Annotated in this window: 23 protein-coding genes; 13 read left to right on the top strand and 10 right to left on the bottom strand. The window is 72.2% G+C overall.

Annotation, left to right across the window (positions count from 1 at the left end):
- Positions 1-2,576: hypothetical protein (locus FR742_RS44795; protein WP_187281379.1), on the top strand; the 2,576-nt coding region annotated here is incomplete at its 5' end.
- 58 nt (positions 2,577-2,634) lie between these two features.
- Entirely contained in the window at positions 2,635-3,939 is a 1,305-nt protein-coding gene (locus tag FR742_RS31135; protein WP_148034241.1) for a DUF5719 family protein, read from the top strand.
- A 13-nt stretch (positions 3,940-3,952) separates the two neighbouring features.
- Here FR742_RS31135 and FR742_RS31130 read toward each other — a convergent pair whose 3' ends face one another.
- Positions 3,953-4,393: a metallopeptidase family protein gene (locus FR742_RS31130; RefSeq protein ID WP_261808834.1), complete on the bottom strand. Its 441-nt coding sequence runs from the start codon at positions 4,391-4,393 to the stop codon at positions 3,953-3,955.
- Positions 4,394-4,542: 149 nt separating this feature from the next.
- Here FR742_RS31130 and FR742_RS31125 point away from each other — a divergent pair, with 149 nt between their 5' ends.
- From FR742_RS31125 to FR742_RS31105, 5 genes are read left to right on the top strand one after another with little or no spacing between them, the layout of a single operon-like run.
- Entirely contained in the window at positions 4,543-4,911 is a 369-nt protein-coding gene (locus tag FR742_RS31125) for a DUF3499 domain-containing protein (protein WP_148034239.1), read from the top strand.
- Positions 4,912-4,952: 41 nt separating this feature from the next.
- Positions 4,953-6,302 (top strand): phosphomannomutase/phosphoglucomutase, encoded by a 1,350-nt coding sequence (locus FR742_RS31120; RefSeq protein ID WP_148034238.1) that lies wholly within the window; start codon positions 4,953-4,955, stop codon positions 6,300-6,302.
- Positions 6,299-6,466, top strand: a complete 168-nt coding sequence (locus FR742_RS31115) for a Trm112 family protein (RefSeq protein WP_148034237.1) — start codon at positions 6,299-6,301, stop codon at positions 6,464-6,466. The genes FR742_RS31120 and FR742_RS31115 overlap by 4 nt, the downstream gene beginning before the upstream one ends.
- Complete coding sequence (locus FR742_RS31110; RefSeq protein ID WP_148034236.1) at positions 6,463-7,569, top strand: SIS domain-containing protein; 1,107 nt, start codon at positions 6,463-6,465, stop codon at positions 7,567-7,569. Before FR742_RS31115 ends, FR742_RS31110 begins: the two co-directional genes overlap by 4 nt.
- Positions 7,570-7,615: 46 nt before the next feature.
- Positions 7,616-8,542, top strand: a complete 927-nt coding sequence (locus FR742_RS31105) for a cation diffusion facilitator family transporter (RefSeq protein WP_148034235.1) — start codon at positions 7,616-7,618, stop codon at positions 8,540-8,542.
- A 4-nt stretch (positions 8,543-8,546) separates the two neighbouring features.
- Here the strand turns inward: FR742_RS31105 and FR742_RS31100 are convergent, their stop codons facing one another.
- Both FR742_RS31100 and FR742_RS31095 read right to left on the bottom strand, forming a co-directional pair.
- Positions 8,547-9,029 carry a GerMN domain-containing protein gene (locus FR742_RS31100; protein ID WP_148034234.1) on the bottom strand — a complete coding sequence of 161 codons (483 nt, stop codon included), beginning with the start codon at positions 9,027-9,029 and terminating at the stop codon, positions 8,547-8,549.
- The gene (locus FR742_RS31095; RefSeq protein ID WP_148034233.1) at positions 9,026-9,385 is read right to left on the bottom strand and encodes a MerR family transcriptional regulator; all 360 of its coding nucleotides are present in this window, start codon (positions 9,383-9,385) and stop codon (positions 9,026-9,028) included. Before FR742_RS31095 ends, FR742_RS31100 begins: the two co-directional genes overlap by 4 nt.
- Positions 9,386-9,487: 102 nt before the next feature.
- Between FR742_RS31095 and ahcY the strand changes: the two genes are divergently transcribed.
- Both ahcY and FR742_RS31085 read left to right on the top strand, forming a co-directional pair.
- Positions 9,488-10,915, top strand: coding sequence for an adenosylhomocysteinase (gene ahcY / locus FR742_RS31090; protein ID WP_222709088.1), 1,428 nt, complete (start codon positions 9,488-9,490; stop codon positions 10,913-10,915).
- A 67-nt stretch (positions 10,916-10,982) separates the two neighbouring features.
- A complete protein-coding gene (locus FR742_RS31085; protein ID WP_148034231.1) occupies positions 10,983-12,218 on the top strand; it encodes an adenosylhomocysteinase in 1,236 nt (411 codons plus the stop codon).
- A 2-nt stretch (positions 12,219-12,220) separates the two neighbouring features.
- On the opposite strand, the gene FR742_RS31080 is transcribed toward FR742_RS31085, so the two are convergent.
- Positions 12,221-12,856: a DUF305 domain-containing protein gene (locus tag FR742_RS31080; RefSeq protein ID WP_148034230.1), complete on the bottom strand. Its 636-nt coding sequence runs from the start codon at positions 12,854-12,856 to the stop codon at positions 12,221-12,223.
- Between the two features lie 221 nt (positions 12,857-13,077).
- On the opposite strand from FR742_RS31080, the gene FR742_RS31075 reads away from it, so the two are divergent.
- Together FR742_RS31075 and FR742_RS31070 are read left to right on the top strand one after the other, a co-directional pair.
- Positions 13,078-14,415: an LVIVD repeat-containing protein gene (locus FR742_RS31075; protein WP_261808893.1), complete on the top strand. Its 1,338-nt coding sequence runs from the start codon at positions 13,078-13,080 to the stop codon at positions 14,413-14,415.
- Between the two features lie 79 nt (positions 14,416-14,494).
- Positions 14,495-15,883, top strand: a complete 1,389-nt coding sequence (locus FR742_RS31070) for an LVIVD repeat-containing protein (protein WP_148034228.1) — start codon at positions 14,495-14,497, stop codon at positions 15,881-15,883.
- A gap of 51 nt (positions 15,884-15,934) precedes the next feature.
- Here FR742_RS31070 and FR742_RS31065 read toward each other — a convergent pair whose 3' ends face one another.
- Entirely contained in the window at positions 15,935-16,843 is a 909-nt protein-coding gene (locus tag FR742_RS31065; RefSeq protein ID WP_148034227.1) for an RDD family protein, read from the bottom strand.
- Positions 16,844-16,894: 51 nt separating this feature from the next.
- Here FR742_RS31065 and FR742_RS31060 point away from each other — a divergent pair, with 51 nt between their 5' ends.
- Positions 16,895-17,887 carry a stage II sporulation protein M gene (locus FR742_RS31060; protein WP_148034926.1) on the top strand — a complete coding sequence of 331 codons (993 nt, stop codon included), beginning with the start codon at positions 16,895-16,897 and terminating at the stop codon, positions 17,885-17,887.
- Here the strand turns inward: FR742_RS31060 and FR742_RS31055 are convergent.
- The 5 genes from FR742_RS31055 to FR742_RS46090 form a co-directional block, all read right to left on the bottom strand.
- On the bottom strand, positions 17,884-19,260 hold the full coding sequence (locus FR742_RS31055) for a DUF58 domain-containing protein (protein ID WP_148034226.1): 1,377 nt from the start codon (positions 19,258-19,260) through the stop codon (positions 17,884-17,886). The two genes, FR742_RS31060 and FR742_RS31055, sit on opposite strands and share 4 nt — an antisense overlap.
- Positions 19,260-20,240, bottom strand: coding sequence for a MoxR family ATPase (locus tag FR742_RS31050; RefSeq protein ID WP_148034225.1), 981 nt, complete (start codon positions 20,238-20,240; stop codon positions 19,260-19,262). Before FR742_RS31050 ends, FR742_RS31055 begins: the two co-directional genes overlap by 1 nt.
- Positions 20,230-21,444, bottom strand: coding sequence for a DUF4350 domain-containing protein (locus FR742_RS31045; protein ID WP_148034224.1), 1,215 nt, complete (start codon positions 21,442-21,444; stop codon positions 20,230-20,232). The genes FR742_RS31050 and FR742_RS31045 overlap by 11 nt, the downstream gene beginning before the upstream one ends.
- A gap of 117 nt (positions 21,445-21,561) precedes the next feature.
- Entirely contained in the window at positions 21,562-22,179 is a 618-nt protein-coding gene (locus FR742_RS46095; protein WP_148034223.1) for a DUF4129 domain-containing protein, read from the bottom strand.
- Positions 22,176-23,435, bottom strand: a complete 1,260-nt coding sequence (locus FR742_RS46090; RefSeq protein WP_148034222.1) for a DUF3824 domain-containing protein — start codon at positions 23,433-23,435, stop codon at positions 22,176-22,178. The genes FR742_RS46095 and FR742_RS46090 overlap by 4 nt, the downstream gene beginning before the upstream one ends.
- A 267-nt stretch (positions 23,436-23,702) precedes the next feature.
- Here FR742_RS46090 and mtrA point away from each other — a divergent pair, with 267 nt between their 5' ends.
- Positions 23,703-24,380 (top strand): MtrAB system response regulator MtrA, encoded by a 678-nt coding sequence (mtrA, locus tag FR742_RS31030; protein ID WP_090763607.1) that lies wholly within the window; start codon positions 23,703-23,705, stop codon positions 24,378-24,380.
- Positions 24,381-24,386 lie beyond the last annotated feature (6 nt).

Here is a 24,386-nt window from a genome sequence, read left to right as displayed (position 1 = left end):
TCCTGGTGGGCAAGCAGCCCGCGAACGCGCTGGACGAGCTGGTCGCCCTCGGGTCCATCCTCATCCACCCGCTGCGGCTGCTGCGGGCGCGGCGGGCCAGGCGGGCGGGGCGCAAGAAGGGGTACGCGCGAGTCCGGTTGCTGCTCACGCCCAGAGGGTCGGGGCTGCGGCGGCTGGTCGACATGGCGCGCGGCTTCCTGAGCGGCGACCGGCCGGTCGAGTCCGCCGGCCGGCACCACCACGCCGCCGCCCCCGGCAAGCCGGAGGACCCCGACGAGCTCCCGCCGGAGGACCGCGGCGCGGTCAAGCGCTTCCTCGGCCGGCCGGGGGTGCTGCTCGTGCTGGCGCTCAGCCTGGTCACGCTGGTGGCCTCGCGCTCCCTGCTGGGCGGAGACCGGCTCGGCGGCGGGGCGCTCGTCCCGGTGACCGGGAGCGCGGCCGACCTCTGGGCCTTCTACACCGGCGGCTCCGCCGGCTGGGCGCCGCCGTACGTGGCGGTGCTGGCGGCGCTGTCCCTGCCGGCGTTCGGGCAGACGGGTCCGGTGGTGTCGGCGCTGCTCCTCGGCGCGGTGCCCCTGGCCGGGGCGTCCGCGTACCTCGCCACCCGCCGCCTGACCACCCTCCCCGACCTCCCCCCATTCCTCCGCCGCTCAAACCACCCCCCAACCGGCCGCCCCCCGTTCCTCCGCCGCTCAAAACACCCCCCGTCCGACCGCCCCTCCTCGTCCGACCGCTCTCCGGCCGCGGACGGTCCTTCGGGCCGTGATCCCGTCTCCTCCTCGGGTCGCTCGGCGGTCGCGGATGCTTTCTCGGGTCGTGATTTCGCCTCGTCCTCGGGTCGCTCTCCGGCTGAGGACGGTTCTTCGGGTCCGGATTTTGCCTCGTTCTCCGGTCGTTCCCCGGTCGCGGACGGGTCTTCGGGTTTTGATCTCGCCTCGCCTTCCGACCGGGCTCTGGCCGCGAGTGCTTCTTCGCGCCGGGGCCTCTCCTCGACCCTTGACGTCACTTCGGCCGCTGGGCGTCCCTCGGGTACCGCCGAGCCGGGTAGGCGGCGGCGGGGTGGGCGACGTGGGGGCGCCGCCGTCGATACCGGGGCTGAGGGTCCGGCCACCGATTCCGCGGCTGGGCGGCGTGCTGGCCGGGCCGCCGCTTCCGGGGCGACCGGGCGTGCGGGCCAGGCCGCCGATTCCGCGGCCGGGTGGGGTGAAGGGGCGGTCACTCGTACCGGGGTGGCGGTTCGGGTGTGGGTCGCGGGCACGTACGCGTTGCTGCCTGTCGTGACCGGTGCGGTCGCGGCCGGGCGGCTGGGGACGGCGGTGGTGCATGTGCTGTTGCCCGCTTACGCGGTGCTCGGCGGGCACCTGCTGTTCGGGGACCCGCGCCGGTCGCGCCGCGCCGCCTGGGGGCTCGGTCTGCTGCTGGCCGTCGGGACCGCGTTCGTGCCGCTCGTCTACGTGCTGGTCGCCGTGCTGGGCGGGGCGGCGGCCTGGCTGCTGCGCGGGGCGCGGTCCGGCGTCCTGACCTCGGCGGGCATCGCGCTGGCCGTGCCGGTCGCCCTGCTGCTGCCGTGGCTGGTGGACCAGGCGCTGGACCCGGGCCGGCTCCTGCTGGAGGCCGGGCTGCACGGCCCGGCGCTGAGCGACGCCCGGCTCGGGCCGGAGTCCCTGCTGGCGCTCAACCCGGGCGGGCCCGGCGTGCCGCCGTTCTGGGTGACCGCCGGGCTGGTCGCCGCGGGGCTCGCCGCCCTGCTCGCCCGCAGACGGCGGCGGGCGGTGGCCGCCGGGTGGGCGGCCGCCCTGTTCGCGATGCTGGTGGCGGTCGTGATCGCCCGGATCACCGTGTCGGGCGCGACGGCCTGGCCAAGCGTGCCGCTGGCGCTGGCCGCCGCCGCGCTGATCGTGCTCACGGGCCTGAGCGCGCCGGGCCTCGCCGCGCTGGTTGCGGCAGGCGGGGTGCGCCGGATGGCGGCGGTGCTGGTGGCCGCCGTGGCGATCAGCACGCCGCTGCTCGCCGCCGGTCACTGGGTCGTCCAGGGGGTACGCGGGCCGCTCCGGTCGGACGTGCCCGACCCGACGCCCCCGCTGGCCGCGATCCACGCGCGGCCCGGAGAGCGGATCCTGCTCGTCAACGGTTCGGAGTTCACCTTGCTGCCCGGCCGGGCCCCGCTCCTCGGCGAGGCGGAACTGCCCGCCGACCCCGAGGCCCGCGCACGTGTCCGCACCGCCGCGGAAGGGCTCGTCGGCGGGCGCGGCGGCACGGACGCCGCCACGCTCGCCCAGCAGGGCGTGGCCATGGTCGCGATCGCCCCGCCGGTGCCGGCCGGACTGGCCGAGACGCTGGACTCGCAACCGTCGCTGCAGCGGATGAGCCTGTCCGAAGCGGGCGGGCTGTGGCGGGTGGCCGAGACGGTCACCCCCGTCCAGCCTCCGCCCGCGCACTTCCTGCACACCCCGTGGCTGTGGCTCCAGGGCGCGATGGTCCTCGCCGTACTGCTGCTGGCCGCACCCGGCCGCCGCGACCCCGCCACCGACCCCGAACCCTCCCAGCCGTCCCCGGCCCTGGCAGGCGCCCGATGAGAGCGCGCGTGGTGGGCCCCCGGTGGGTGGTCGGTCGGTCTCGGCTGGGGGGTGGGGTGTGAGGAGGTTCGCGGCCGGGCGGTTCGGGCTGGTCTTGCTGGTGGTGGGGGTGCTCGCCGGTCTGTACGGGGTCGCGTACGTGACCAGGCCGGCGGCGGAGCGGCCGGTGGAGGCGCAGCCGAGGAAGGTGGGGGTGGAGGCGGCGACCGCGGCCTGTCCCGCCACACGAGGTGAGGACGTCAGCGTCTACCTGCCGGGGACGCTGTCACGGGAGCCGATGAGGGACGCGGAACCGTACACGGTGAGCGGGCCCGGCGGACTGGAGGCCGGCTACATCACGCGGACGACCAGCGGCGCCGGGCGCGGGCTGGCCGGGGTGCGGTGCGCCGAGCCCGCCGCCGAGAGCTGGCTCGTCGGGCCGGGACCCGCCCGCGCCCGCGTCACGTTGCACCTGGTCAACGCCGACAAGGCGCCCGCCTTCGCCGACGTCGAGGTGTACGCGGCGGAGGGGCCCGTCTCCGGCGAAAGGGGCCTCGGGCTGGAGATCGAGCCCGGCGAGCACCGCCAGATCGACCTCCGCACGCTGGCCGACGCCGCCGACGTGATGGCGGTCAGCGTGAAGACGTTCACCGGGAGGCTGGCGGTCTCGGCCAGGGCGGTGCTGGAGACCGGCGGCGTCGACTGGCTGCCCCCGGCCGCGGCCCCGGCCACCGAGGTCGTGGTGCCTGCCGTCCCCGGCGGCGGCGGGCGTCGTGAGCTGCTGGTCGCCGCGCCCGGCGAGACCGACGCGACCGTGACGATCAAGGCCGTGACCGAGGGCGCCGCGTACGCGATGCGCGGCAGGGAGTCCGTCGACGTGCCGGCGGGCAGCGTGCTGCCGCTCGACGTGACCACCGGCATCGGCGGCGAGTCGGCCGCCCTGGTGCTCACCTCGACGGCGCCGGTGGTGGCGGGCGTGGTGATCACGGGTACGGGGCGGCAGCCGGACGTGGCGTTCACCGCCGGCACGCCCTCTCTCGACCTGGGCAGCGCGGTGGCCGCCAACGGCGCCGGCTCCCGGCTGGTGCTGACCGCGCCGGGCGCCGCGGGGAAGGTGCGGGTGCAGGTGGTGCCGGAGAGCGGCGAACCGCCCGCGCCGATCGACGTGGCGGTGCCGGCGGACCGGACCAGGAACGTGCGGCTGAAGGGCGAGGGCGCGTACGCGGTGGTGGTCACGCCGGTGTCGGGGAGGGTGTACGGGGGGCGGGTGATGGAGGAACGGCTCAGGAGCGGTCTCCTGATCACGGCTCAGCCCCTGGCCCCCGCCCGGCTCTGGACCGTGCTCCGGCCGCTCACCGACACTCCCCGTGCGGTCCTTCCCTGACCTGCCGCGGCTGTCAGCGGCGTTCGTCGTAGCCCGGGTCGACGGTCTCGGGGGACAGGCCGAGGAGGGAGGCGACCTGCTCCACCACGGTGTCGTGGACGAGGGCGCCCAGCGTGTCGCGGTCGCGGGCGCGGGCCTCCAGCGGGCGCCGGTAGAGGACGATGGACGCCGGGTCCTGCCCCCTGGCCGTGTCGGCGCGGCCGAGCGGGATCGGGTCGGCGCCGAAGCCGGGCCCGTCGCCCAGCTCGCTGAGCGGCGGCACCTCCTCCACCGCGAACTCCACCGACGACAGCTGCCTGCCCCACTTCGGCCTGAGCCGGTCGACCGCGTCGAGCACCAGGTCGTCGAAGCGCTCGCTGCGGGCACGGGCCATGGGAACGTAGGAAGGGGCGATCGGGCCGCGCAGGCCGCGGCCGTGCCTGTCGCGCCGTCGAGGACCGCGCTTGCTAGTCACACGGCAAGTGTAAGCCGCCCCCGGCGAAGAACACCGGCATCGGTGCATGTAGGTGGAAAGGCTGCGACAGCTGTCCGAATTGTGGCGACACGCCTTTTAAGAGCGCTCAGATAGTGGCGTCCCGCCCCCTTACCAGATACGGTCCCTCCGTGAGCCCCGTCCGCCGCTGTTCCCGCACCGCCTGCAGTCAGCCTGCCGTCTTCACGCTCACGTACGTATACGCCGATTCGACCGCAGTTCTCGGCCCTCTGGCGACGTACGCCGAGCCGCACTGTTATGACCTGTGCGCCGAACACGCCGAGCGGCTCACCGCCCCCCGCGGCTGGGAGGTGGTGCGTCTGCCCACCGACGGCGCCACACCGAGCACCGACGATCTCGAAGCGCTGGCCAACGCGGTCAGGGAGGCGGCCAGGCCCAGCGGATCCGGCGTGGGGGAGCCCGTCGGCCAGGGAGTCGAGGTCGGGCGGCGCGGACACCTGCGTGTTCTGAGGTCGGCCCAGCAGCACCGCGACCGGTAGGCTCGGCTCTAGCCGGAGTGACGACCTAGGGGCGGAGCTGGATGGGCGATCTCGCCAGGATCTTCAAGGCGTATGACGTTCGTGGCCTGGTGCCCGACGAGTTCGACGAGCCGGTGGCCGAGGCCGTGGGGGCGGCGTTCGTCGAGGTGACCGGAGCCCGGTCGATGGTCCTCGCCCACGACATGCGCGAGTCGTCCCCGGTGCTGGCCGACGCGTTCGTCCGGGGTGCCCGTTCCCGCGGCGCCGACGTGGTGCACGCCGGGCTGGGCTCCACCGACCTGCTCTACTACGCCAGCGGCAGCCTGGGGCTGCCGGGCGTGATGTTCACGGCCAGCCACAATCCCGCGCAGTACAACGGGATGAAGATGTGCCGCGCGGGCGCGGTGCCGATCGGCGGCGACACCGGGCTCACCGAGATCCGCGACCGGGCGGCCGAGCTGGTCGGCGTCACGGCCACGCCCACCGGGTCGCTGATCGAGAAGGACCTGCTGCCGGGCTACGCCGACCACCTGCGCACGCTCGTCGACCTGTCGGGCATCAGGCGGCTCAAGGTCGTGGTCGACGCCGGCAACGGCATGGGCGGCCACACCGTCCCCGAGGTCCTCGCCGGGCTGCCGATCGACCTCACCCCGCTCTACTTCGAGCTCGACGGCTCCTTCCCCAACCACGACGCCAACCCGCTGGAGGCGGCCAACCTGGTCGATCTGCAGCGGGCCGTGGTGGCGGAAGGCGCCGACATCGGCCTGGCCTTCGACGGCGACGCCGACCGGTGCTGGGTGGTCGACGAGCGCGGCGAGTCCGTCTCGCCGTCCGCGATCACGGCCCTGGTGGCGGTGCGTGAGCTGGCCAAACACCCCGGCGCGACGGTCATCCACAACCTGATCACCTCGCGCGGCGTGCCGGAGATCGTCCGCGAGCACGGCGGCGACCCGGTCCGCACCCGCGTCGGCCACTCCTTCATCAAGGCCGAGATGGCCCGCACCGGGGCCGTCTTCGGCGGCGAACACTCCGCTCATTACTACTTCCGCGACTTCTGGTTCGCCGACTCCGGCATGCTGGCCGCGCTGCACGTGCTGGCGGCGCTCGGCGAGCAGCCCGACCCGTTGTCGCGGGTGGTGTCCGCCTACTCCCGCTACCACGCCTCGGGCGAGATCAACAGCACGGTCGCCGACCAGGACGCGGCCGTGCGCCGCGTGCGCTCGGCGTTCGGCGGCCGGGGCGAGGCCGACGAGCTCGACGGGCTCACCGTGAGCGGCGACGGCTGGTGGTTCAACCTGCGCGCGTCCAACACCGAGCCGCTGCTCAGGCTCAATGCCGAAGCGGCCGACGAGACCACGATGACGGCGGTCCGGGACGAGGTCCTCGACCTGCTGAGAGAGGTTCAACAGTGAAGATCGACGACTGGCTGCTGGAGATCCTGGCGTGCCCGGCGTGCAAGGCGCCGCTCCGCGCCGAAGGCGGGGCCGAGGAGCTGGCCTGCACCGGCTGCGGCCTGGTCTATCCCGTCCGTGACGACATCCCCGTCCTGCTCGTCGACGAGGCCAGGAAGCCGTGACCTGGGAGCCCGAGCGGCTCGACGACACGCATCACCTCACCGAGGGCGACCCCGGCGGCATGCTCCGCGCGGTCGCCGACTCCGCCGCCCAGGTCCGCACCGGCTATCGGTGCGCGGTCGAGTCCGGCGTCGACCGCCTCTCCGCGAACGTGCGGCCGAGAGCGGTCGTGGTCGCGGGCATGGGGGGCTCCGCCCTCGCGGGCGACATCCTGGCCGCGGTGTGCGGGCCCGGCGCTCCGATCCCCGTGGTCACGGTGCGCTCCTACCAGCTCCCCGGCTGGGTGGGCGCCACCGACCTGGTGATCGCCGTCTCCTGGTCCGGAGAGACCGGAGAGACGCTCGCCATGGCGGCCGAGGCGGTGCGGCGCGGCTGCACGCTCCTCGCGGTCGGGCCCGCGGGGTCCGCCCTGGAGGCGGTGGCGGTCCAGTCGTCCTCGCTCCACGTGGCGATCCCCACCGGCCGCCGGCCCAGGGCCGACCTGTGGCTCGTGACGACCCCGCTGGTGGTGGCCGCCGCCTCGCTGAGGCTGGTGCGGGCCGAGCCGACGGTCTACGAGCGGGTGGCCAGGACGCTCGAAGACATCGCGCACCGCTGCCGGCCGTCCAGCGACTCGTTCATCAACCCCGGCAAGGCGCTGGCGATGGACCTGGCCGAATCCGTGCCGATGATCTGGGGCTCGTCCCCGCTGGCCACCGTGGCGGCCACCCGTTTCGCCCACCGGCTCAACGAGAACGCCAAATATCCCGCGATGGCCGGCGAGCTGCCCGAGGCCGGCCACAACCAGGTGGCGGTGCTCGACGGGCCGCTGGCCGAGCGCGACATCTTCGCCGACACCTCCTCACGGACGCTCCGGCTGGTGCTGCTGCGCGACATGGAGGAGCACCCCCGGGTGACCAGCACGAGGGAGGCGGTCCTACGGGTCGCGCAGGATCGCGACGTGCGCGTCACCGAGCTGGCGTCCGACGGCGACCACCCGCTGGAGCGGCTGGCCTCGCTGATTGGGCTTACGGATTTCGCGAGCACCTATCTCGCGCTGGGTTACGGCGTCGACCCGACCCCGGTGCGGCCGATCACGGAGTTGAGGGCTCGGATTTCCCACTAGGATCCATCCGTCCAGGACTTTGTGATCGTATGACTGGAGACGACCGGTGAGTGCGAGCGGCGGAACCAAAGCAATCATCGCGGCTCTGGCCGCGAACATGTCCATCGCGGTCGCGAAGTTCGTGGCGGCGGCCTTCACCGGGTCGTCGTCGATGCTGGCCGAGGGCATCCACTCCGTCGCCGACTCGGGCAACCAGGCGTTGCTGCTGCTGGGCGGCAAGCGGGCCAAGCGGGCCAGCACCCGCGAGCACCCGTTCGGCTACGGGCGCGAGCGCTACTTCTACGCGTTCGTGGTGGCCGTGGTGCTGTTCGCGATCGGCGCGCTGTTCTCGCTGTACGAGGGCTATCACAAGCTGACCCACGCGGAGCCGCTCACCTCGCCCGGCTGGGCGTTCGGCGTGCTGATCTTCGCGATCATCGCCGAGATCTTCTCGTTCCGCACGGCCATCATCGAGGCCAACGCGGTCCGCGGCGACCAGGGGTGGATGGCGTTCATCCGCCGGTCCAAGGCGCCCGAGCTGCCCGTCATCCTGCTGGAGGACCTCGGCGCGCTGCTCGGCCTGATCTTCGCGCTGTTCGGCGTGACGATGGCCGTGGTGACGGGCAACCCGGTCTGGGACGCCGTCGGCACCCTCATGATCGGCGCCCTGCTCGCCGTCATCTCGGTGATCCTGGCCGTGGAGACCAAGTCGCTGCTGCTCGGCGAGAGCGCCGCCCCCGAGATGGAGGGCCGCATCCGCGCCGCGCTCGAAGCCTCCTCGCAGGTCGACCGCGTCATCCACATGAAGACGCTGCACATCGGCCCGGAGGAGCTGCTGGTGGCCGCCAAGATCGCGGTGACGCGGTCCGACACCGCCCCGGAGATCGCCCAGGGCATCGACGAGGCAGAGCGGCGCATCCGCGAGGCGGTGCCGATCGCCCGCGTCATCTACCTGGAGCCCGACCTCGACCGTGAGGTGTCCACCACGGCCTGACCGGTCACTCGTGGCCGGTGACGCACGACCTGCCCGAGTCGGTCTGGTCGAACAGGCACCGGCCGTCTCTGGCCAGCGTCACGACCTTCTTGACGGTGGCGAACTGCTTGAGCGTCGCCTCGATCGTACGCAGCGCCCGGGCGTCGGAGCCGACTCCCGAGCCCCAGACCGTGCGGCAGAAGCGGAGCGTGGCGGTGCCCTCGCGGATCTTCAGCGTGAAGTCGGCGCCGCAGTCGGAGCGGCCGCGGAGCTTGCCGGTCAGCTCGGAGTGCAGGCCGCGGCGCCGCTCGGCGGCGGTGGGGCCCTTGATGAGCTGTTCGACGGCGAACCTGGCGACGCCGGCGTGCGGGGAGGTCCTGGTGACCGGCACGACCTTGCCGGGCACCCCGTGCCCCTCGGAGAAGTAGACCTGGACGTCGGCGGCGGTCTGCGCGGGGGTGAGGGCCAGTCCTGTGGTGAGCACGGTGGCCAGCAGCAGCTCCTTCATGCCCTGTTCGACGTATCGCCGGCGGCCGGGGTTCGCAGCAGGCGCAGCGCCTTCTCCTTCTCGAAGTCCAGCGCCCTGCGCGGCACCTGGATGCGGCCGATGCGCACGCCCAGCTCGCGCACGCTCGCGGCGACGGCCGGCTCGCTGAGCGCGCGCAGCGCGAACGCCAGCTCGGCCGGTGAGACGTCGAACCGCTTCTCCAGCTCCACCGCGTGGGCGACGGCGGCGAGCTCCTCAGGGCCGAAACGCCGGTGCGCGCCGCGACCGCGCACCGGTGGCAGCAGCCCGAGAGCTTCCCGGTAGCGGAGCATCCTGGGAGACATGCCGAGCCGCTTGGCCGCTTCCGTGATTCGCATTCTTACATTCTTACGTCAACTTCCGGGCTCTCGGGGTGCGACCTTGCCGGACTGCCGCCTAGACTCGTCCGCGACCACACGATGACGCGAGGGGTAACGCAGATGGACTTCAAGGTCGCCGACCTTTCACTGGCCGAGTTCGGCCGCAAGGAGATCCGGCTCGCCGAGCACGAGATGCCCGGCCTCATGGCGATCCGCCGTGAATACGCGGCCTCCCAGCCCCTCCGCGGCGCGAAGATCATGGGCTCCCTGCACATGACCATCCAGACCGCCGTCCTCATCGAGACGCTGGTCGCGCTCGGCGCCGAGGTGCGCTGGGTGAGCTGCAACATCTTCTCCACCCAGGACCACGCCGCCGCCGCGGTCGTCGTCGGCCCCGACGGCACCGCCGACGACCCCAAGGGCGTGCCCGTGTTCGCCTGGAAGGGCGAGACGCTCGAGGAATACTGGTGGTGCACCGAGCAGGCGCTCACCTGGCCCGGCGCCGACGGCCCCAACATGATCCTCGACGACGGCGGCGACGCCACGCTCCTGGTCCACAAGGGCGCCGAGTACGAGAAGGCCGGCTTCGTGCCCGACGCCACCGACGCGGACCCCGAGGAGTGGCACGTCATCATCGGCCTCCTCAAGCGCACCGTCACCGACGAGAAGCGCTGGACCCGGATCGCCGAGGGCATCAAGGGCGTCACCGAGGAGACCACCACCGGCGTGCACCGTCTCTACGAGATGCACAAGAACGGCCAGCTGCTGTTCCCGGCGATCAACGTCAACGACTCGGTCACCAAGTCCAAGTTCGACAACAAGTACGGCTGCCGCCACTCCGTCATCGACGGCCTCAACCGCGCCACCGACGTGCTCATCGGCGGCAAGGTGGCCGTGGTGTGCGGCTACGGCGACGTCGGCAAGGGCTGCGCCGACGCGCTGCGCGGCCAGGGCGCCCGGGTCATCGTCACCGAGATCGACCCGATCTGCGCGCTCCAGGCGGCCATGGACGGCTTCCAGGTCACCACGCTGGAGGACGTCGTCGGCATCGCCGACATCTTCGTCACCACCACCGGCAACTTCAACATCATCACCGCCGACCACATGGCGCGGATGAAGCACCAGGCGATCGTCTCCAACATCGGTCACTTCGACAACGAGATCGACATGGCCGGCCTGGCCAAGACCCCCGGCATCGAGCGGCGCAACATCAAGCCGCAGGTCGACGAGTGGGTGTTCGCCGACGGCCACTCCATCCTCGTGCTCGCCGAGGGCCGGCTGATGAACCTCGGCTGCGCCACCGGCCACCCGTCGTTCGTCATGTCCAACTCGTTCACCAACCAGGTGATCGCGCAGATCGAGCTGTTCACCAAGACGGAGGACTACCCGATCGACGTCTACGTGCTGCCCAAGCACCTCGACGAGAAGGTCGCCAGGCTGCACCTCGACGCCCTCGGCGTCAAGCTCACCCAGCTGACCAAGGAGCAGGCGGCCTACATCGGCGTCCACGTCGAGGGCCCGTACAAGCCCGACCACTACCGCTACTGATCTCCGGCGTGTTCGATGCTCCGGAGGGGCGGGCGCCCCTCCGGAGCCTTGGTGTCTGAAGGCTTGCATGGATCTGTGGGAGAGCGGGGAGCGGCACATCTCGTGGGCCGCCCGTTCGATGCCGGTGCTGACCGCGCTCGGGGAGCGGTTCGCCGCCGAGCGGCCGCTCGACGGGCTGCGGGTGGCCGCGTGCCTGCACGTCACGGCCGAGACCGCGGTGCTGATGGGCACGCTCAAGGCGGGCGGCGCGGAGATCGCGCTGGCCGCCTCCAACCCGCTGTCGACGCAGGACGACGTGGCGGAGGCGCTGCGCGGCTACGGCGTGGCCGTGCACGCCAGGGCGGGCGTCGACCGGGCCACCTACTACCGCCACATCCACCAGGCCCTCGACGTGCGGCCCGACCTGGTGCTCGACGACGGCTGCGACCTGGTCAACATCCTCCACACCGAGCGCACCGACCTGCTCGACGGGGTGTCGGGCGGGTGTGAGGAGACCACCACCGGCGTCATCAGGCTCCGGCAGATGGCCGCCGAGGGGGCGCTGCGCTTCCCGATGGTGGCGGTCAACGACACCCGGACCAAGCGGATGTTCGACAACCGCTACGGCACCGGCCAGTCGACGCTCGACGGCATCATGCGGGCCACCAACACCATGCTGGCCGGGAGCACGGTCGTGGTCGCCGGGTTCGGCTACTGCGGGCGCGGCGTGGCCGAGCGGGCCAAGGGGCTGGGCGCGCGGGTGATCGTGACGGAGATCGACGCGGTCAAGGCACTCGACGCCACCCTCCAGGGATACGAGGTGCGCCCGATGGAGCAGGCGGCCCCGGCGGGCGACGTGTTCATCACCGTCACCGGCAACCGCGACGTGATCACGGCCGCGCACGTGGCGGCCATGAAGGACGGGGCGATCCTGGCCAACGCCGGCCACTTCGACGTGGAGATCGACGTGCGGGCGCTGGACGAACTGGCGAGCGAGGTGCACCGCGGGATCCGGCCCAACACCGACGAGTACGTCCTGCCCGACGGCCGCCGCCTGCTGCTGCTCGCCGAGGGCCGGGTGGTCAACCTCACCGCCGCCGAGGGCCATCCGGCCGCGGTGATGGACATGTCGTTCTCCGCGCAGGCGCTCGCCGTCGCCTGGCTCGCCCGCGAGCGGGCGGGGATGGCGCCCGGCGTGTACGACGTGCCCCAAGAGATCGACCAGGAGGTGGCCAGGCTCAAGCTGGTGGCCGCCGGCATCGGCATCGACGTGCTCACCGGTGACCAGGAGTCCTACCTCCACTCCTGGCGCAGCGGCTCCTAGCGCTAACCGGCCGCCTGCATCTCGCGCATCCGCCGGATCTCCGAGAGCTGGGTGACGCCCACGTCGTTGGCCAGCTCCTCGATCCGCAGGTGCGAGCCGCCCTTGAGCACCTCGGTCGACATCTCGATCGCGCCCTCGTGGTGCTTGATCATCAGCTCCAGGAACAGCCGGTCGAACGCCTGGCCCGACGCCGCTTTCAGCTGCTCCATCTGCTCGGGCGTGGCCATGCCGGCCATGCCGTCGTGCGCGGCGTGGTGGTCGGGCACCCGCTGGCCCTGCTGCTGCAGCCAGGTGCGCATCCACTGGATCTCCGGGCCCTGGGAGTCCTTGATCCGCGAGGCGAGGCTCTTGAGCTTGGCCGACTCCGCCCTGTTCGGCGCCAGGATGGCCATGTCGAGCGCCTGCTGGTGATGGACGATCATGTCCTGGACGTACGCGACGTCGGCCGCGTTCGCGCTCGCCTGGGGCACGGCGGTGACCGCCTCACCCGGAGCGAGTGTCCTGGCCTCCTCGCCGGGCTTGCCGGGGGCGATGACCGGCGCCGTCGAGTCGGCGCGCGGGGCCTGAGTCTCTGAGGTGCAGCCGGAAACGGCGAATATCGTGAGGGCACCGGTGACGACGACGAGCGCAGCGCGCACTCAGCCTCCTGACGGTTTCGGTCGGAACGTCGCATTCTAAGAGGGAATGGTGATCATTAATAGAGGGCAACCTGCTCTAATGTTTGACATATTGCGTGCTGGTCGTGAGCGGAGTTGAAGGGTGAAAATTTCACCATTTATGCCCCCTTTATAGGAGGACACCTCCCGTGCCGTCCACCCGCAGGTTCCTCGTCCTCGCTGGAGCCGCCCTCACCTTGGTGATGGCCGGCCTTCCCGCGCAGGCTGCGGACATCCCGGCTCCCGGCGAGATCGTCAAGAGCCAGAACATCACGCACGTCACCAACGTGCCCAAGCCCGAGGCCCTGGCCGACATCAACACGGACATGGCCTTCCAGGGTGACTACGCCTACGTCGGCAACTACTACGGCTTCTCGATCTACGACATCAAGAACCCCAAGAAGACCAAGGTAGTCAGCTCCGTGGTCTGCCCCGGCGGCCAGATGGACATCAGCGTCTACGGTGACCTGGTCTTCGGGTCCGTCGACTCCTCCCGCAACGACGACTCCTGCAACAGCACCGGGCAGAGCGCCGCGATCAAGGAGTCGTGGGAGGGCATCCGGATCTTCGACGTCCGCGACAAGAAGAACCCGCGGTACATCAAGTCCGTCGAGACCAACTGCGGCTCCCACACGCACACGCTCGTCCCCGACCGCCGCGGCAAGAACGTCTACCTCTACATCTCCTCGTACAGCCCGAACGCGGCCTTCCCCGACTGCCAGCCGCCGCACGACCTGATCTCCATCGTCAAGGTCCCGCTGCGGGACCCGGGCTCGGCGTCGGTCATCGCCACGCCGAACCTGTTCCCCGACGGCGGCTTCCCCGGCGTGCCCGGCTCGTACCCCAACGGCAAGTCGGCCACCACCGGCTGCCACGACATCACCGCCTACCCGGAGAAGGGCATCGCCGCCGGCGCCTGCATGGGCGAGGGCATCCTCATGGACATCCGTGACCCGGAGAACCCGAGGGTGACCGCGACCGTCCGCGACGAGACCAACTTCGCCTTCTGGCACTCCGCCACCTTCAACAACAGCGGCTCGCGGGTGATCTTCACCGACGAACTCGGCGGCGGCACCAGGGCGACCTGCAACGAAGCCATCGGGCCGGACCGCGGCGCCAACGCGTACTACGACATCGGCGCCGACGGCCAGATGACCTTCCGCGGCTACTTCAAGATCCCGCGGCACCAGGACGACACCGAGAACTGCGTGGCGCACAACGGCTCGCTGATCCCGGTCAAGGGCAAGGACATCATGGTCCAGGCCTGGTACCAGGGCGGCATCTCGGTCGTCGACTTCACCGACCCGGCCAACGCCCAGGAGATCGCCTTCTTCGAGCGCGGGCCCGACGCGCCCAACCCGCTCAGCGGCGGCCACTGGTCGGCCTACTACTACAACGGCTACATCTACGGCTCGGACTTCAACCTGGGACTCGACGTCCTCAAGATCAACGACCCGCGGACCAACAAGGCCAACGGCGTGAAGTTCGACATCCTCAACGCCCAGACCCAGCAGTCCTACAAGGACCACGGGCACCACTGATCGTCCGTCGGCGGCGGGACCTCACCGGGGCCCCGCCGCCTTCGGCATGAGGAAACACGAGACCGAGGAGGCTCTCTGCATGTCCCGTATGTTCCGAACGCTGCTCGCGGCAGGCGCAGCCGTCGCCCTGAGCCTTACGGCGTTACCCGCCACCGCGGGTGACATCCCGCCCGCGGACACGATCGTCCACAGCCCGAACGTGAGCCACGTGCTCAACATCCCCAAGCCGGCGCCGCTCGCCGGCACCATCAACACCGACATCGCCTTCCAGGGCGACTACGCCTACGTCGGCAACTACGGCGGATTCTCGATCTACGACATCAAGAACCCGAAGCGGGCCAAGGTCGTCAGCTCGGTCGTCTGCCCCGGCGCCCAGATGGACCTCAGCGTCTACGGCGACCTGCTGTTCGCCGCCGTCGACAGCTCCCGCAGCGACGACTCGTGCAACAGCACCGGGCAGAGCGCCGCGATCAAGGAGTCGTGGGAGGGCGTCCGGATCTTCGACATCCGCGACAAGCGCAACCCCCGCTACATCAAGTCGGTCGAGACCGACTGCGGCTCCCACACCCTGACCCTGGTGCCCGGTAAGGGCCGGGACCGGAACAAGAACGTCTACGTCTACGTCTCGTCGTACCTGCCGGCGGCCAACCTGCCCGACTGCCAGCCCCCGCACGACAAGATCTCCATCATCAAGGTGCCGCTGCGCAACCCGACGCAGGCGCACGTGGCCGCCACGCCGGTCGTCTTCCCCGACGGCGGCAACGAGACCCAGCCGGGGCTGCTCGTGCCCACCACCGGCTGCCACGACATCACCGTCTACGCGGAGAAGGACATCGCGGCCGGCGCCTGCATGGGTGACGGCGTGCTGTTCGACATCCGCGACCGGCTCAACCCGCAGGTGACCGCCAGGACCACGGACGAGAACTTCGCCTTCTGGCACTCGGCGACCTTCACCAACGACGCCAGGACGGTGCTGTTCACCGACGAGCTCGGCGGCGGCGGCGCGGCCACCTGCAACGAGACCGTCGGGCCGAACCGCGGCGCGGACGCCATCTACCGCATCCACCGCGGCGAGCTCGTCTTCCAGGGCTACTTCAAGATCCCGCGGCACCAGGCCGACACCGAGAACTGCGTGGCGCACAACGGCTCGCTGATCCCGGTCAAGGGCAAGAACATCATGGTCCAGGCCTGGTACATGGGCGGCGTCTCGTTCATCGACTTCACCGACCCGGCCAACCCGCGCGAGTTCGGCTACTTCGAGCGCGGCCCGAAGGCCGACGGCAGCGGCGGCGGTGTCTGGTCGGCGTACTACTACAACGGGTACGTGTACGCGGCCGACTTCGACAACGGCCTCGACGTGCTGAAGATCGACGACCCGCTGGTCAAGGGGGCGTCGCACGTCCGCAGCGACATCCTCAACGTCCAGACCCAGGAGTCCTACCCCGGTGGAGGCTCGGGCCGCCACTAGGCCACGACCCGACCATCAGCGCCGGTCCCGGCTCCCCGGGGCCGGCGCCCCTCATTGCGGCGGCGCGAACCCGCCGGTCCCCTCCGAAGCGGGCGGCGCCGGCGGTCCGTACGGATTCGGCCCGCCCTGAGGACCGGCAGCGGGCCCGTACGGGGCCGGCTGGACGGGAGGGGGCCCGTACGGGCCGGTCTGCGGCGCGTACGGGAGAGGAGCGGCCTGGCGCATCAGGCGGGCCTGCTCGCGGCGGCGGCGCTCGGCGAGCACGGCGCTGAGGTAGGCGTGCGGCGGCACGCCCGGCGGCGCGGCCGGGGACACGAACGACGCCATCTGGGTGGCGATCCGCACCCCCATCTCGTACTGGATCCGCGGCGACAGTTCATGCCAGCGAAGGATGTAGTGACGGGCGGCCGTCGCCACCTCGTCCGGCACCTGTGACAGCTCCAGGGACGCCGCCCAGGACGCCAGCTGCGGCGGCATCACGATGGCGTCGGAGTTGTCGCGCGGCCCCCGCTCCGAGATCACCATCGTCCCGGCGAACAGGTCGCCCAGCCGCTTGCCCTTCTGCGAGACGAGCGAGGAGATCAGCGCCGGCGCCCCGAAGAAGGCCCAGAACTCCACGAGCCCGGCGAGCCCGCGGAACAGCGCCTGCCGGAACCGCTCGGGGCTGCCGTCGTCGCTCACCACCCGCAGCCCGAGCGCCAGCTTGCCGAGGCTGCGCCCGCGCGTGGCCGTCTCGAAGATCACCGGATAGCCGACCATGACCAGGAACAGGAACAGGGTCACCACGGCCGCGAACATCGCCGGATCGGTGAACGCCGCGAGGTACGGCAGCGTGCTCAGCCCTCCGATCAGGAGCAGGATCTGGATGGCGTAGTCGATGAAGAAGGCCAGGGCGCGCGAGGGGAACTGCGCTACCCGTACCTCCAGGACGACGGCGTCACCGGTCACAACCTCTGACATATGTGGAGCCTAACGGCAATGACCGCCCGCGTGAGCGGCCAGAATGGTCACGTGGACATCGACGCGTTCGTCTCGGCCCACCGCCCGACATGGGATCGGCTGGAGCACCTGGTCAAGCACCGCTCCTCCCTGACGGGGGCCGAGGTGGACGAGCTCGTCGACCTCTACCAGCGGGTGTCGACCCACCTGTCGATCGTCCGCTCCTCCTCGTCGGACGCGATGCTGGCCGGCCGGCTGTCGGCGCTGGTCGCCCGCACCCGCTCGGCCGTCACCGGCTCCCGCAACCCGGCCTGGCGGGAGGTCGTCCGCTTCTTCACGGTCTCTTTCCCGGTGGTGGCCTACCGGACGCGCTGGTGGTGGCTCGCCACGTCGCTGGCGTTCGTGGCGGTGGCCTGGGCGCTCGGCGCGTGGGTGGCCGGCGACCCGAGGGTGCAGGCCTCGATCGCCACCGAGGAGGCGATCACCCAGCTGGTCGAGCACGACTTCGCAGACTACTACTCGGAGAACCCCGCGGCGTCCTTCGCCAACCGCGTGTGGATCAACAACGCGCTGGTGTCGCTCCAGGTCATCGCCTACGCCGTCCTCCTGGGCCTGCCGATTCCCTACGTGCTCTGGCAGAACGCCGCCAACGTCGGTATCTCGGGCGGCCTCATGGCCTCCAGGGACAAGCTCGACATCTTCTTCGGCCTCATCACCCCGCACGGCCTGCTGGAGCTCACGGCCGTGTTCCTCGCCGCCGCCGTCGGCATGCGGCTCGGCTGGACCGTCATCGCGCCAGGCCCGCGCAGACGCGTCGAGGTGCTGGCCGAGCACGGCAGAGCGGTGATGGCGGTCGCGCTCGGGCTGGTCGTGGTGCTGTTCGTGTCGGGCCTGATCGAGGCGTTCGTGACGCCGTCCGGGCTCCCCACCGCCGCCCGCGTCGGCATCGGGGTGCTCGCCGAGGTGGTCTTCCTCGGGTACGTGATCGCGTTCGGACGCCGCGCGGCCCGCGACGACCAGACCGGTGACCTGGAGGACGCCCCCGACGTGGCCCCGAGCGGCTAGAGCCGGCCCGCGGCCTTCAGCGCCAGGTAGTGGTCGGCCAGCGCGGGCGCGATGTCGTCGGGCGGCGCGTCGACCACCTCGACGCCGTGGCGGCGCAGCCTGGCCGTGATCCGCCGGCGTTCCAGCCGGGCGTGCTCGGCCGCCGCCGCGTCGTACACCTCCTCGGCCGTGCCCCGTCCGGCGGCCATCGCCGCCACCCGGGGATCCGACACGCCCGCCACCAGCACCAGGTGGCGCGAGGAGAGCTGGGGCAGCACGGGCATCAGACCCTCGTCCATCGCGGCCCCGTTCAGGTCGGTGAGAAGCACCACCAGGCAGCGGCGCTTGGCCCGGGACAGGATCGCGGCCACCATGCCCTGCGCGTCGGCCTCGACCAGCTCGGCCTCGATCGGCGCCATCACGTTGACCAGCGATGACAGCAGCTCGGTGCGGGAGGCGCCGCTCAGCCAGGCGCGCACCGACCGGTCGTAGGCCAGGAAGTCCACCCGGTCGCCGGCCCTGGCGGCGAGCGCGGCCAGCAGCAGGGCCGCGTCCATCGACCAGTCCAGCCGCGGCCACCCGGGCTCGGGACGCGGCGCGGGACGCACCAGCAGCCCGCCCTGGCCGTCCGCGACCGCCCCGGCCAGCGGGATCGGCGCCGCGCCCACCCGGCCCGCCGAGGTGCGGCCGGTGTCGAGCACGATCAGCACCCGCCGGTCGCGCTCCGGCCGCCAGGTGCGCACGACCACGTCGTGCCGCCGCGCGGTGGCCCGCCAGTCGATCGAGCGCACGTCGTCGCCGATCACGTACTCGCGCAGCGAGTCGAACTCGGTGCCCTGACCGCGCACCAGCGCCGGATGCTGACCTTCCAGCTCGCGCAGCCTGGCCAGCCGGGACGGCAGGTGCTTGCGCGACAGGAACGGCGGCAGCACCCGCACCGACCAGGGGGAGTGGTGGTTGCCCTGCCGGGCGGCCAGCCCCAGCGGCCCGCGCGAGCGCACGGTCACCGCCACGGACTCGCGGTCGCCGCGTCTGGTCGGGGTGAGCGTCACGACCAGCTTGCGGCGCTCGCCGGCCGGCACGTCCAGCGCCAGCTCGCGCGGCGCCGCCCCGGCGGACGGCGGCCACGCGTCGCGCAGCACCCCGCGCACCCGCCTGCTCCCCGGGTTCTCGACCGTCAGCTCCACCGTCGCCCGCTGCCCGAGCCGCACCAGCCGCTCGCCCGACCGGTGGAAGCGCAGCGGCCGCACCGCGCCCGCGAACACCAGGTCCACGAGGATCCCGGCGGCCAGCAGCAGGCACACCCCGGCCAGCGCGGGGCCGGGCTGCGGGGCGAACAGCACCACCACGATCCCGAGCGCCGCGACCAGCCCGGCGCGTCCCGTCAGCGCCATCAGCGCGGGACCGGGACCGAGGCGAGGATGCCGTCGAGCAGGCCGTCGGCGGTCGCGCCCTCCAGCTCCGCCTCCGGCCGCAGCTGCACCCGGTGCCGGAGCGCGGGCCTGGCCAGCGCCTTGACGTCATCCGGAGTCACGTACGCGCGGCCCGACAGCCACGCCCACGCCCGTGAGGCAGCCAGCAGCGCGGTCGCCCCGCGCGGTGAGACGCCGAGCTGGAGCGACGGCGAGTTCCTGGTGGCGCGGGCGACGTCCACGATGTAGCCGAGCACCTCGGGGGCGACGTGCACCTGCGCCGCCGCCTGGCGGCCCGCCTCCAGGTCGGCGGCCGTCGCCACCGGCTTGATCTCCGACAGGTCGCGCGGGTCGAAGCCGAGCGCGTGCCGCTCCAGCACCGCGATCTCCTGGTCACGCGGCGGCAGCGGCACCGTCAGCTTCACCATGAACCGGTCCAGCTGGGCCTCGGGGAGCTGGTAGGTGCCCTCGTACTCGACGGGGTTCTGCGTCGCGCACACCACGAACGGGTCGGGCAGCGGGCGGGCCGCGCCCTCCACGCTCACCTGCCGCTCCTCCATCGCCTCCAGCAGCGCCGCCTGGGTCTTCGGCGGGGTGCGGTTGATCTCGTCGGCGAGCAGCAGGTTCGTGAACACCGGGCCCTCGCGGAACTCGAACTCCGCCGTCTTCGCGTCGTAGATGAGCGAGCCGGTCACGTCGCCCGGCATCAGGTCGGGGGTGAACTGCACCCGCTTGAAATCCAGCGACAGCGCCGCGGCGAGGGTGCGGACCATCAGCGTCTTGGCCACGCCCGGCACGCCCTCCAGCAGCACGTGTCCCCGGCACAGCAGGGCGATGACCAGCCCGGTCACCACCGCGTCCTGCCCGACCACGGCCTTGGACACCTCGGCCCGGAGCGCGCTCAGCGCCTCCCTGGCCGCGTCCGCGGGGGCCGCCGTCCGGGCGAAATGCTCAGAGCTCACTGACCTTCCTTTCGATGTGGTCCACGTATCCGGCCAGGGCGACCAGCTCGTCATCCGTCTCCGGTGAGGGCCCGTACAGCGCGGCGCCGACCCGCTGCGCGTCCTCACCCGTCCGTACGGCGATCGCCGCCACCACTTCCCGGCTGTCCGCGCCCTGGCCCAGCCCGAGCCGGGGCGTCAGCCGGTCGATCGCGCCCGCCCGCAGCGCGTCGGCGGCCCTGGCCCTGGCCTTCCTGGCGCGGTAGAGCCTGCCGCGGCCCTCCACCGTCTCGGCGGCCCGCACCACCACCGGCAGCCGCTCCACCACGACGGGGCCGAGCCGCCTGCCCCGCCAGAACGCCACCAGCGCCACCGCCACGCACGCCATCACCAGCGACCAGCCGACGCCGGCGGGCATGAGGTCGTACATGGACCGGCCCTCGGTGCCCGCCAGGTCGCCGGCGGGCGGGGTGTCGGGGGACACCAGCCAGGTCACGGGCTTGCCGGTGTCGAGCAGGTTGAGCGCCAGCGCGGCGTTGCCGTCCTCGGCCAGGCGCAGGTTCGTCATGAACGAGGCGCTGCCGACGACCGTGGTCGTGCCGGACCCGTTCGGGAAGCTGACGAGCGTCGAGCCCTCATGCGACGGGTAGCAGCCGGTGCCGCCGGCGGGGACCTCGAACGCGACCCCGCCGATGTAGGCGCTCCCCGCGGCGGTCGCGGCGGGCAGCGCGCACTCGGGGTCGCGCGAGCGCTCCCGCACCGCCTCCGGCACCGGGTCGACGTTCGGGGCGAGCGTCGGCAGGTCGTAGAAGCCCACGATCAGCCGGTCGCCGGGGAGCGAGGCCAGGGCGGACGTGTCCACGTACGTCGTGTCGCCGGCGAACAGCAGCCGGTCGCCGCCCAGGGCCCTGGCCGCCTCCGCCGAGTCCACCCGGTCCACCGTGACGCCTCTGGCCCGCAGCAGCTCGGCCAGCGCCTTGGAGCCCTGCAGCGAGGTGTCGTCCGGATCGAGGAAGCGCTGGGCGCCCCGGTCGGGGCCGAGCAGCACCACGGCCGTGGCGACCGCCACGACGATCAGGCCGAGCAGCGCGATCAGCCGGCCGCCCCGCCACACGGACCGCACGGTCGGCGACGTCGGCACCGACCCGCCCCCGGCCGCCGGCGCCAGCCCGCCCGACGCCGGAACGCTCTCCTCCGGCCTCACCCGCACGCCTTCACCGGCCATCAGAACCTCCGAACCGCACCCCACCCGGCCTCCCGGCCCGGCGTCCTTCCAGGGGATGGTGCCCTGCTGGGGTGGTCTGAACGGGGCGGTCGTGCGGGGGCGATGGGCGGGGAAGGGTCATGGGGTGGCTCCCAGGGCGGCCGGGCGGGCGGTCGCGAGGCGGGTGTCCAGCGTGCTCATGGACTCGTAGGCCGCGGGGGTGCCGCGGACGTCGCCGTAGGTGACGTCGTCGAAGGAGCGGGCCGCCGCCGCCAGGTCGGCGGCGAACGGCGGGAGCGCCCGGCCGGCCTCGGCGGCGAGCTCGGCGGCGGTGCGGCCCGGCATGCCGTCGACCAGGGCGCGCTCCTCCAGGTCGCGGGCGATGGCGCGCAGCCGCTCCTGGATCGCCTCGGTCCACCGGCCTTCGGCGGCGAGCCGCTCGGCGGCCTCACGGTGCTCGGCCGCCGTCAGCCGCCGGGTGTCGAACAGCTCGCCGGGAGCGGCGGCCCTGCGCCGGCCGGCGCGGCGGACCTGCCAGACGACCAGCGCCGCGACGCCCACGAGCAGCAGCAGGATGACGATCGCCGCCAGCACGCCGCCCGCGGTGCCGCCACCGGCCACCGTGTCGAGCAGGTCGTTGACGAACTGGAAGAACCAGCGCTGCAGCCGGTCGAACAGCGGCTCCCGAGCGTACTGAGGGTCGAGGAGCTCGCGCGCCGCACGCCCGGCGGCCTCGTCCCTGCCGATCGGGCTCACGACTTGGCGGAGTTGGACGGGTGCCACAGCTCGTCGGCCGTCGAATGCACCCAGCCCTGCCGTTGCTGCTCGATGGCCGCCGTCTGCAGGACGAGGTCGAAGGCCTCGCCCCGCATGCGGCGGTCCGCGTACAGGAGCCCGGCGACGCCCGCCTCGAACGGGTAGGTGATCATGGCGCCGAGCGTGCCGCCGACGGCGACCAGGATGGAACCGATCACGATCGTCGCCACCGACCCGCTGCCCACCAGCCCGATCACCATTCCGACGATCATGAACGGCACCTGGAGGATGCTGGCGATCAGCCCGACCACGAGCGTGGTCAGGAACAGGATGCCGAGGACGCGCCAGAAGTCGCCGGTCACCAGGTTCCACGAGCGGCGCATCGCGTCGACAGGCCCCCTGCCCTCCAGCACCACGGCCGCGGGCGCGAAGGCGAAGCGCGTACGGAAGAAGAACACGTACCCGATGTAGAGCACGATCATCAGCAGGAACAGCAGGAGCAGCCCGCCGGCCGCCTCGGGCGAGCCCCCGGCGACGGTGCCGAAGGCGACCACGAGCACCGCGGCCATGACGGCCACCGGAGCCAGCATGATGAGGGCCAGCAGCCCGACGACGCCGAACAGGGCGGGCAGCCGCCTCCTGGTCGTCTGCCACGCCTCCTGAGTGGTGATCTTGCCGCCGAACACGGCCCGGCCGAGGATGCGCGTCAGCACCCCGGTCAGCACCGTCACCGCGACGAAGCTGATCGCGTACGAGACGAAGGCGCTGACGTACTGGGCCCCGAGCATGCCGTAGGTGCCGGCCGGGTCCTCGGCCTGGAGGGCGGCGGGGTCGTTCATCAACGGGGCCACGGCGCCGAACACGAAGCCCTGGCCGACGGCCAGCGGGATGGCGGCGAGCAGCGCCGCGACCGCCGACAGCCCGAGCACGGCCTTCGGGTTGGAGCGGATGAGCTTGATGGTGCCGTCGTAGATGTCGCCCAGAGCGAGCGGGCGCAGGGGGATGATGCCGGGCCGCAGCGCGGGCGGGTGGGGACCGTACCCGTAGGGCTGGCCCTGCGGGTAGGGGCCGTGGGGCGGCCCGTAAGACTGCTGCCCGCCGGACTGGGGGCCGGCTTCGTAGGGAGGACCGGAAGGCGGCGGCTGCTCGCTGCCGGGGGCGGTCCACGGCGACGCCGGAGGCGCGCCGTAGGGCGGGGGCTGCTCCGCTGCCCAGCCCGAAGGCCTCTCTGACGCGGAACCGTGACCGTCTGACATATCCCAATCCTGGCACGCTGGGCGGCTGGGTGGCGTCGCGCCGTCGAGAAGACCGCATCTTGGCTCGCATTCCACGCGTTTCGGCGCGGCGGATCTCGTCCAGGGTGGCCGAAAGACCTTCCGTTACCGCAGACTGAAGAAAGCGGTCGCGGCGCGAGCCTGATACAGACCTTTCGCGGGACTCATGTCACACTCATGGGCCGAGCGGGGGTAACCTTCACCGACCGTGCAGGTATGTCCCAGAATGCGTAGAACGAATGAGGGGCCATGAAAGGTCGCGTGCTGGTCGTCGATGACGATGCCGCTCTCGCCGAGATGCTCGGCATCGTGTTGCGCGGAGAGGGCTTCGAACCATCCTTTGTCAGTGACGGCGACAAGGCGCTGGACGCGTTCCGCGACACGCGCCCCGATCTCGTCCTGCTCGACCTGATGCTGCCCGGCGCCGACGGCATCGACGTCGCCCGCCGCATCAGGGCGGAGTCCGGCGTGCCGATCGTCATGCTCACGGCCAAGAGCGACACCATCGACGTGGTGCTGGGGCTGGAGTCGGGCGCCGACGACTACATCGTCAAGCCCTTCAAGCCGAAGGAGCTGGTGGCCCGGGTGCGGGCCAGGCTGCGCCGCACCGACGAGCCGACCCCCGAGATCCTGCAGATCGGCGACATCACCATCGACGTGGCCGGACACTCGGTCAAGCGCGGCGACGAGACCATCAACCTCACCCCGCTCGAGTTCGACCTGCTCGTCGCCCTGGCCCGCAAGCCGCGCCAGGTCTTCACCCGCGAGGTCCTGCTGGAGCAGGTCTGGGGCTACCGCCACGCGGCCGACACCCGCCTGGTCAACGTGCACGTGCAGCGCCTCCGCGCCAAGATCGAGAAGGACCCCGAGCACCCCGAGATCGTGGTGACGGTCCGCGGCGTGGGCTACAAGGCCGGTCCCGCTTAGGGACCC

The organism is Nonomuraea sp. C10 (assembly GCF_008017515.1).
GTDB lineage: Bacteria > Actinomycetota > Actinomycetes > Streptosporangiales > Streptosporangiaceae > Nonomuraea > Nonomuraea ferruginea.
The sequence above is the reverse complement of the archived record's forward strand: the minus strand, read 5'-3'. Positions and strand labels throughout refer to the sequence as shown.

Coding starts and splice junctions, on each gene's coding strand:
- FR742_RS31120 (WP_148034238.1), top strand. CDS start 4,953: ATGGGCGATCTCGCCAGGATCTTCAAGGCGTATGACGTTCGTGGCCTG.
- mtrA (WP_090763607.1), top strand. CDS start 23,703: ATGAAAGGTCGCGTGCTGGTCGTCGATGACGATGCCGCTCTCGCCGAG.
- FR742_RS31085 (WP_148034231.1), top strand. CDS start 10,983: ATGGATCTGTGGGAGAGCGGGGAGCGGCACATCTCGTGGGCCGCCCGT.
- FR742_RS46090 (WP_148034222.1), bottom strand. CDS start 23,435: ATGTCAGACGGTCACGGTTCCGCGTCAGAGAGGCCTTCGGGCTGGGCA.
- FR742_RS31095 (WP_148034233.1), bottom strand. CDS start 9,385: ATGCGAATCACGGAAGCGGCCAAGCGGCTCGGCATGTCTCCCAGGATG.
- FR742_RS31065 (WP_148034227.1), bottom strand. CDS start 16,843: ATGTCAGAGGTTGTGACCGGTGACGCCGTCGTCCTGGAGGTACGGGTA.
- FR742_RS31055 (WP_148034226.1), bottom strand. CDS start 19,260: ATGGCGCTGACGGGACGCGCCGGGCTGGTCGCGGCGCTCGGGATCGTG.
- FR742_RS31100 (WP_148034234.1), bottom strand. CDS start 9,029: ATGAAGGAGCTGCTGCTGGCCACCGTGCTCACCACAGGACTGGCCCTC.
- FR742_RS31075 (WP_261808893.1), top strand. CDS start 13,078: ATGGCCGGCCTTCCCGCGCAGGCTGCGGACATCCCGGCTCCCGGCGAG.
- FR742_RS31070 (WP_148034228.1), top strand. CDS start 14,495: ATGTCCCGTATGTTCCGAACGCTGCTCGCGGCAGGCGCAGCCGTCGCC.
- FR742_RS31045 (WP_148034224.1), bottom strand. CDS start 21,444: ATGGCCGGTGAAGGCGTGCGGGTGAGGCCGGAGGAGAGCGTTCCGGCG.
- ahcY (WP_222709088.1), top strand. CDS start 9,488: ATGGACTTCAAGGTCGCCGACCTTTCACTGGCCGAGTTCGGCCGCAAG.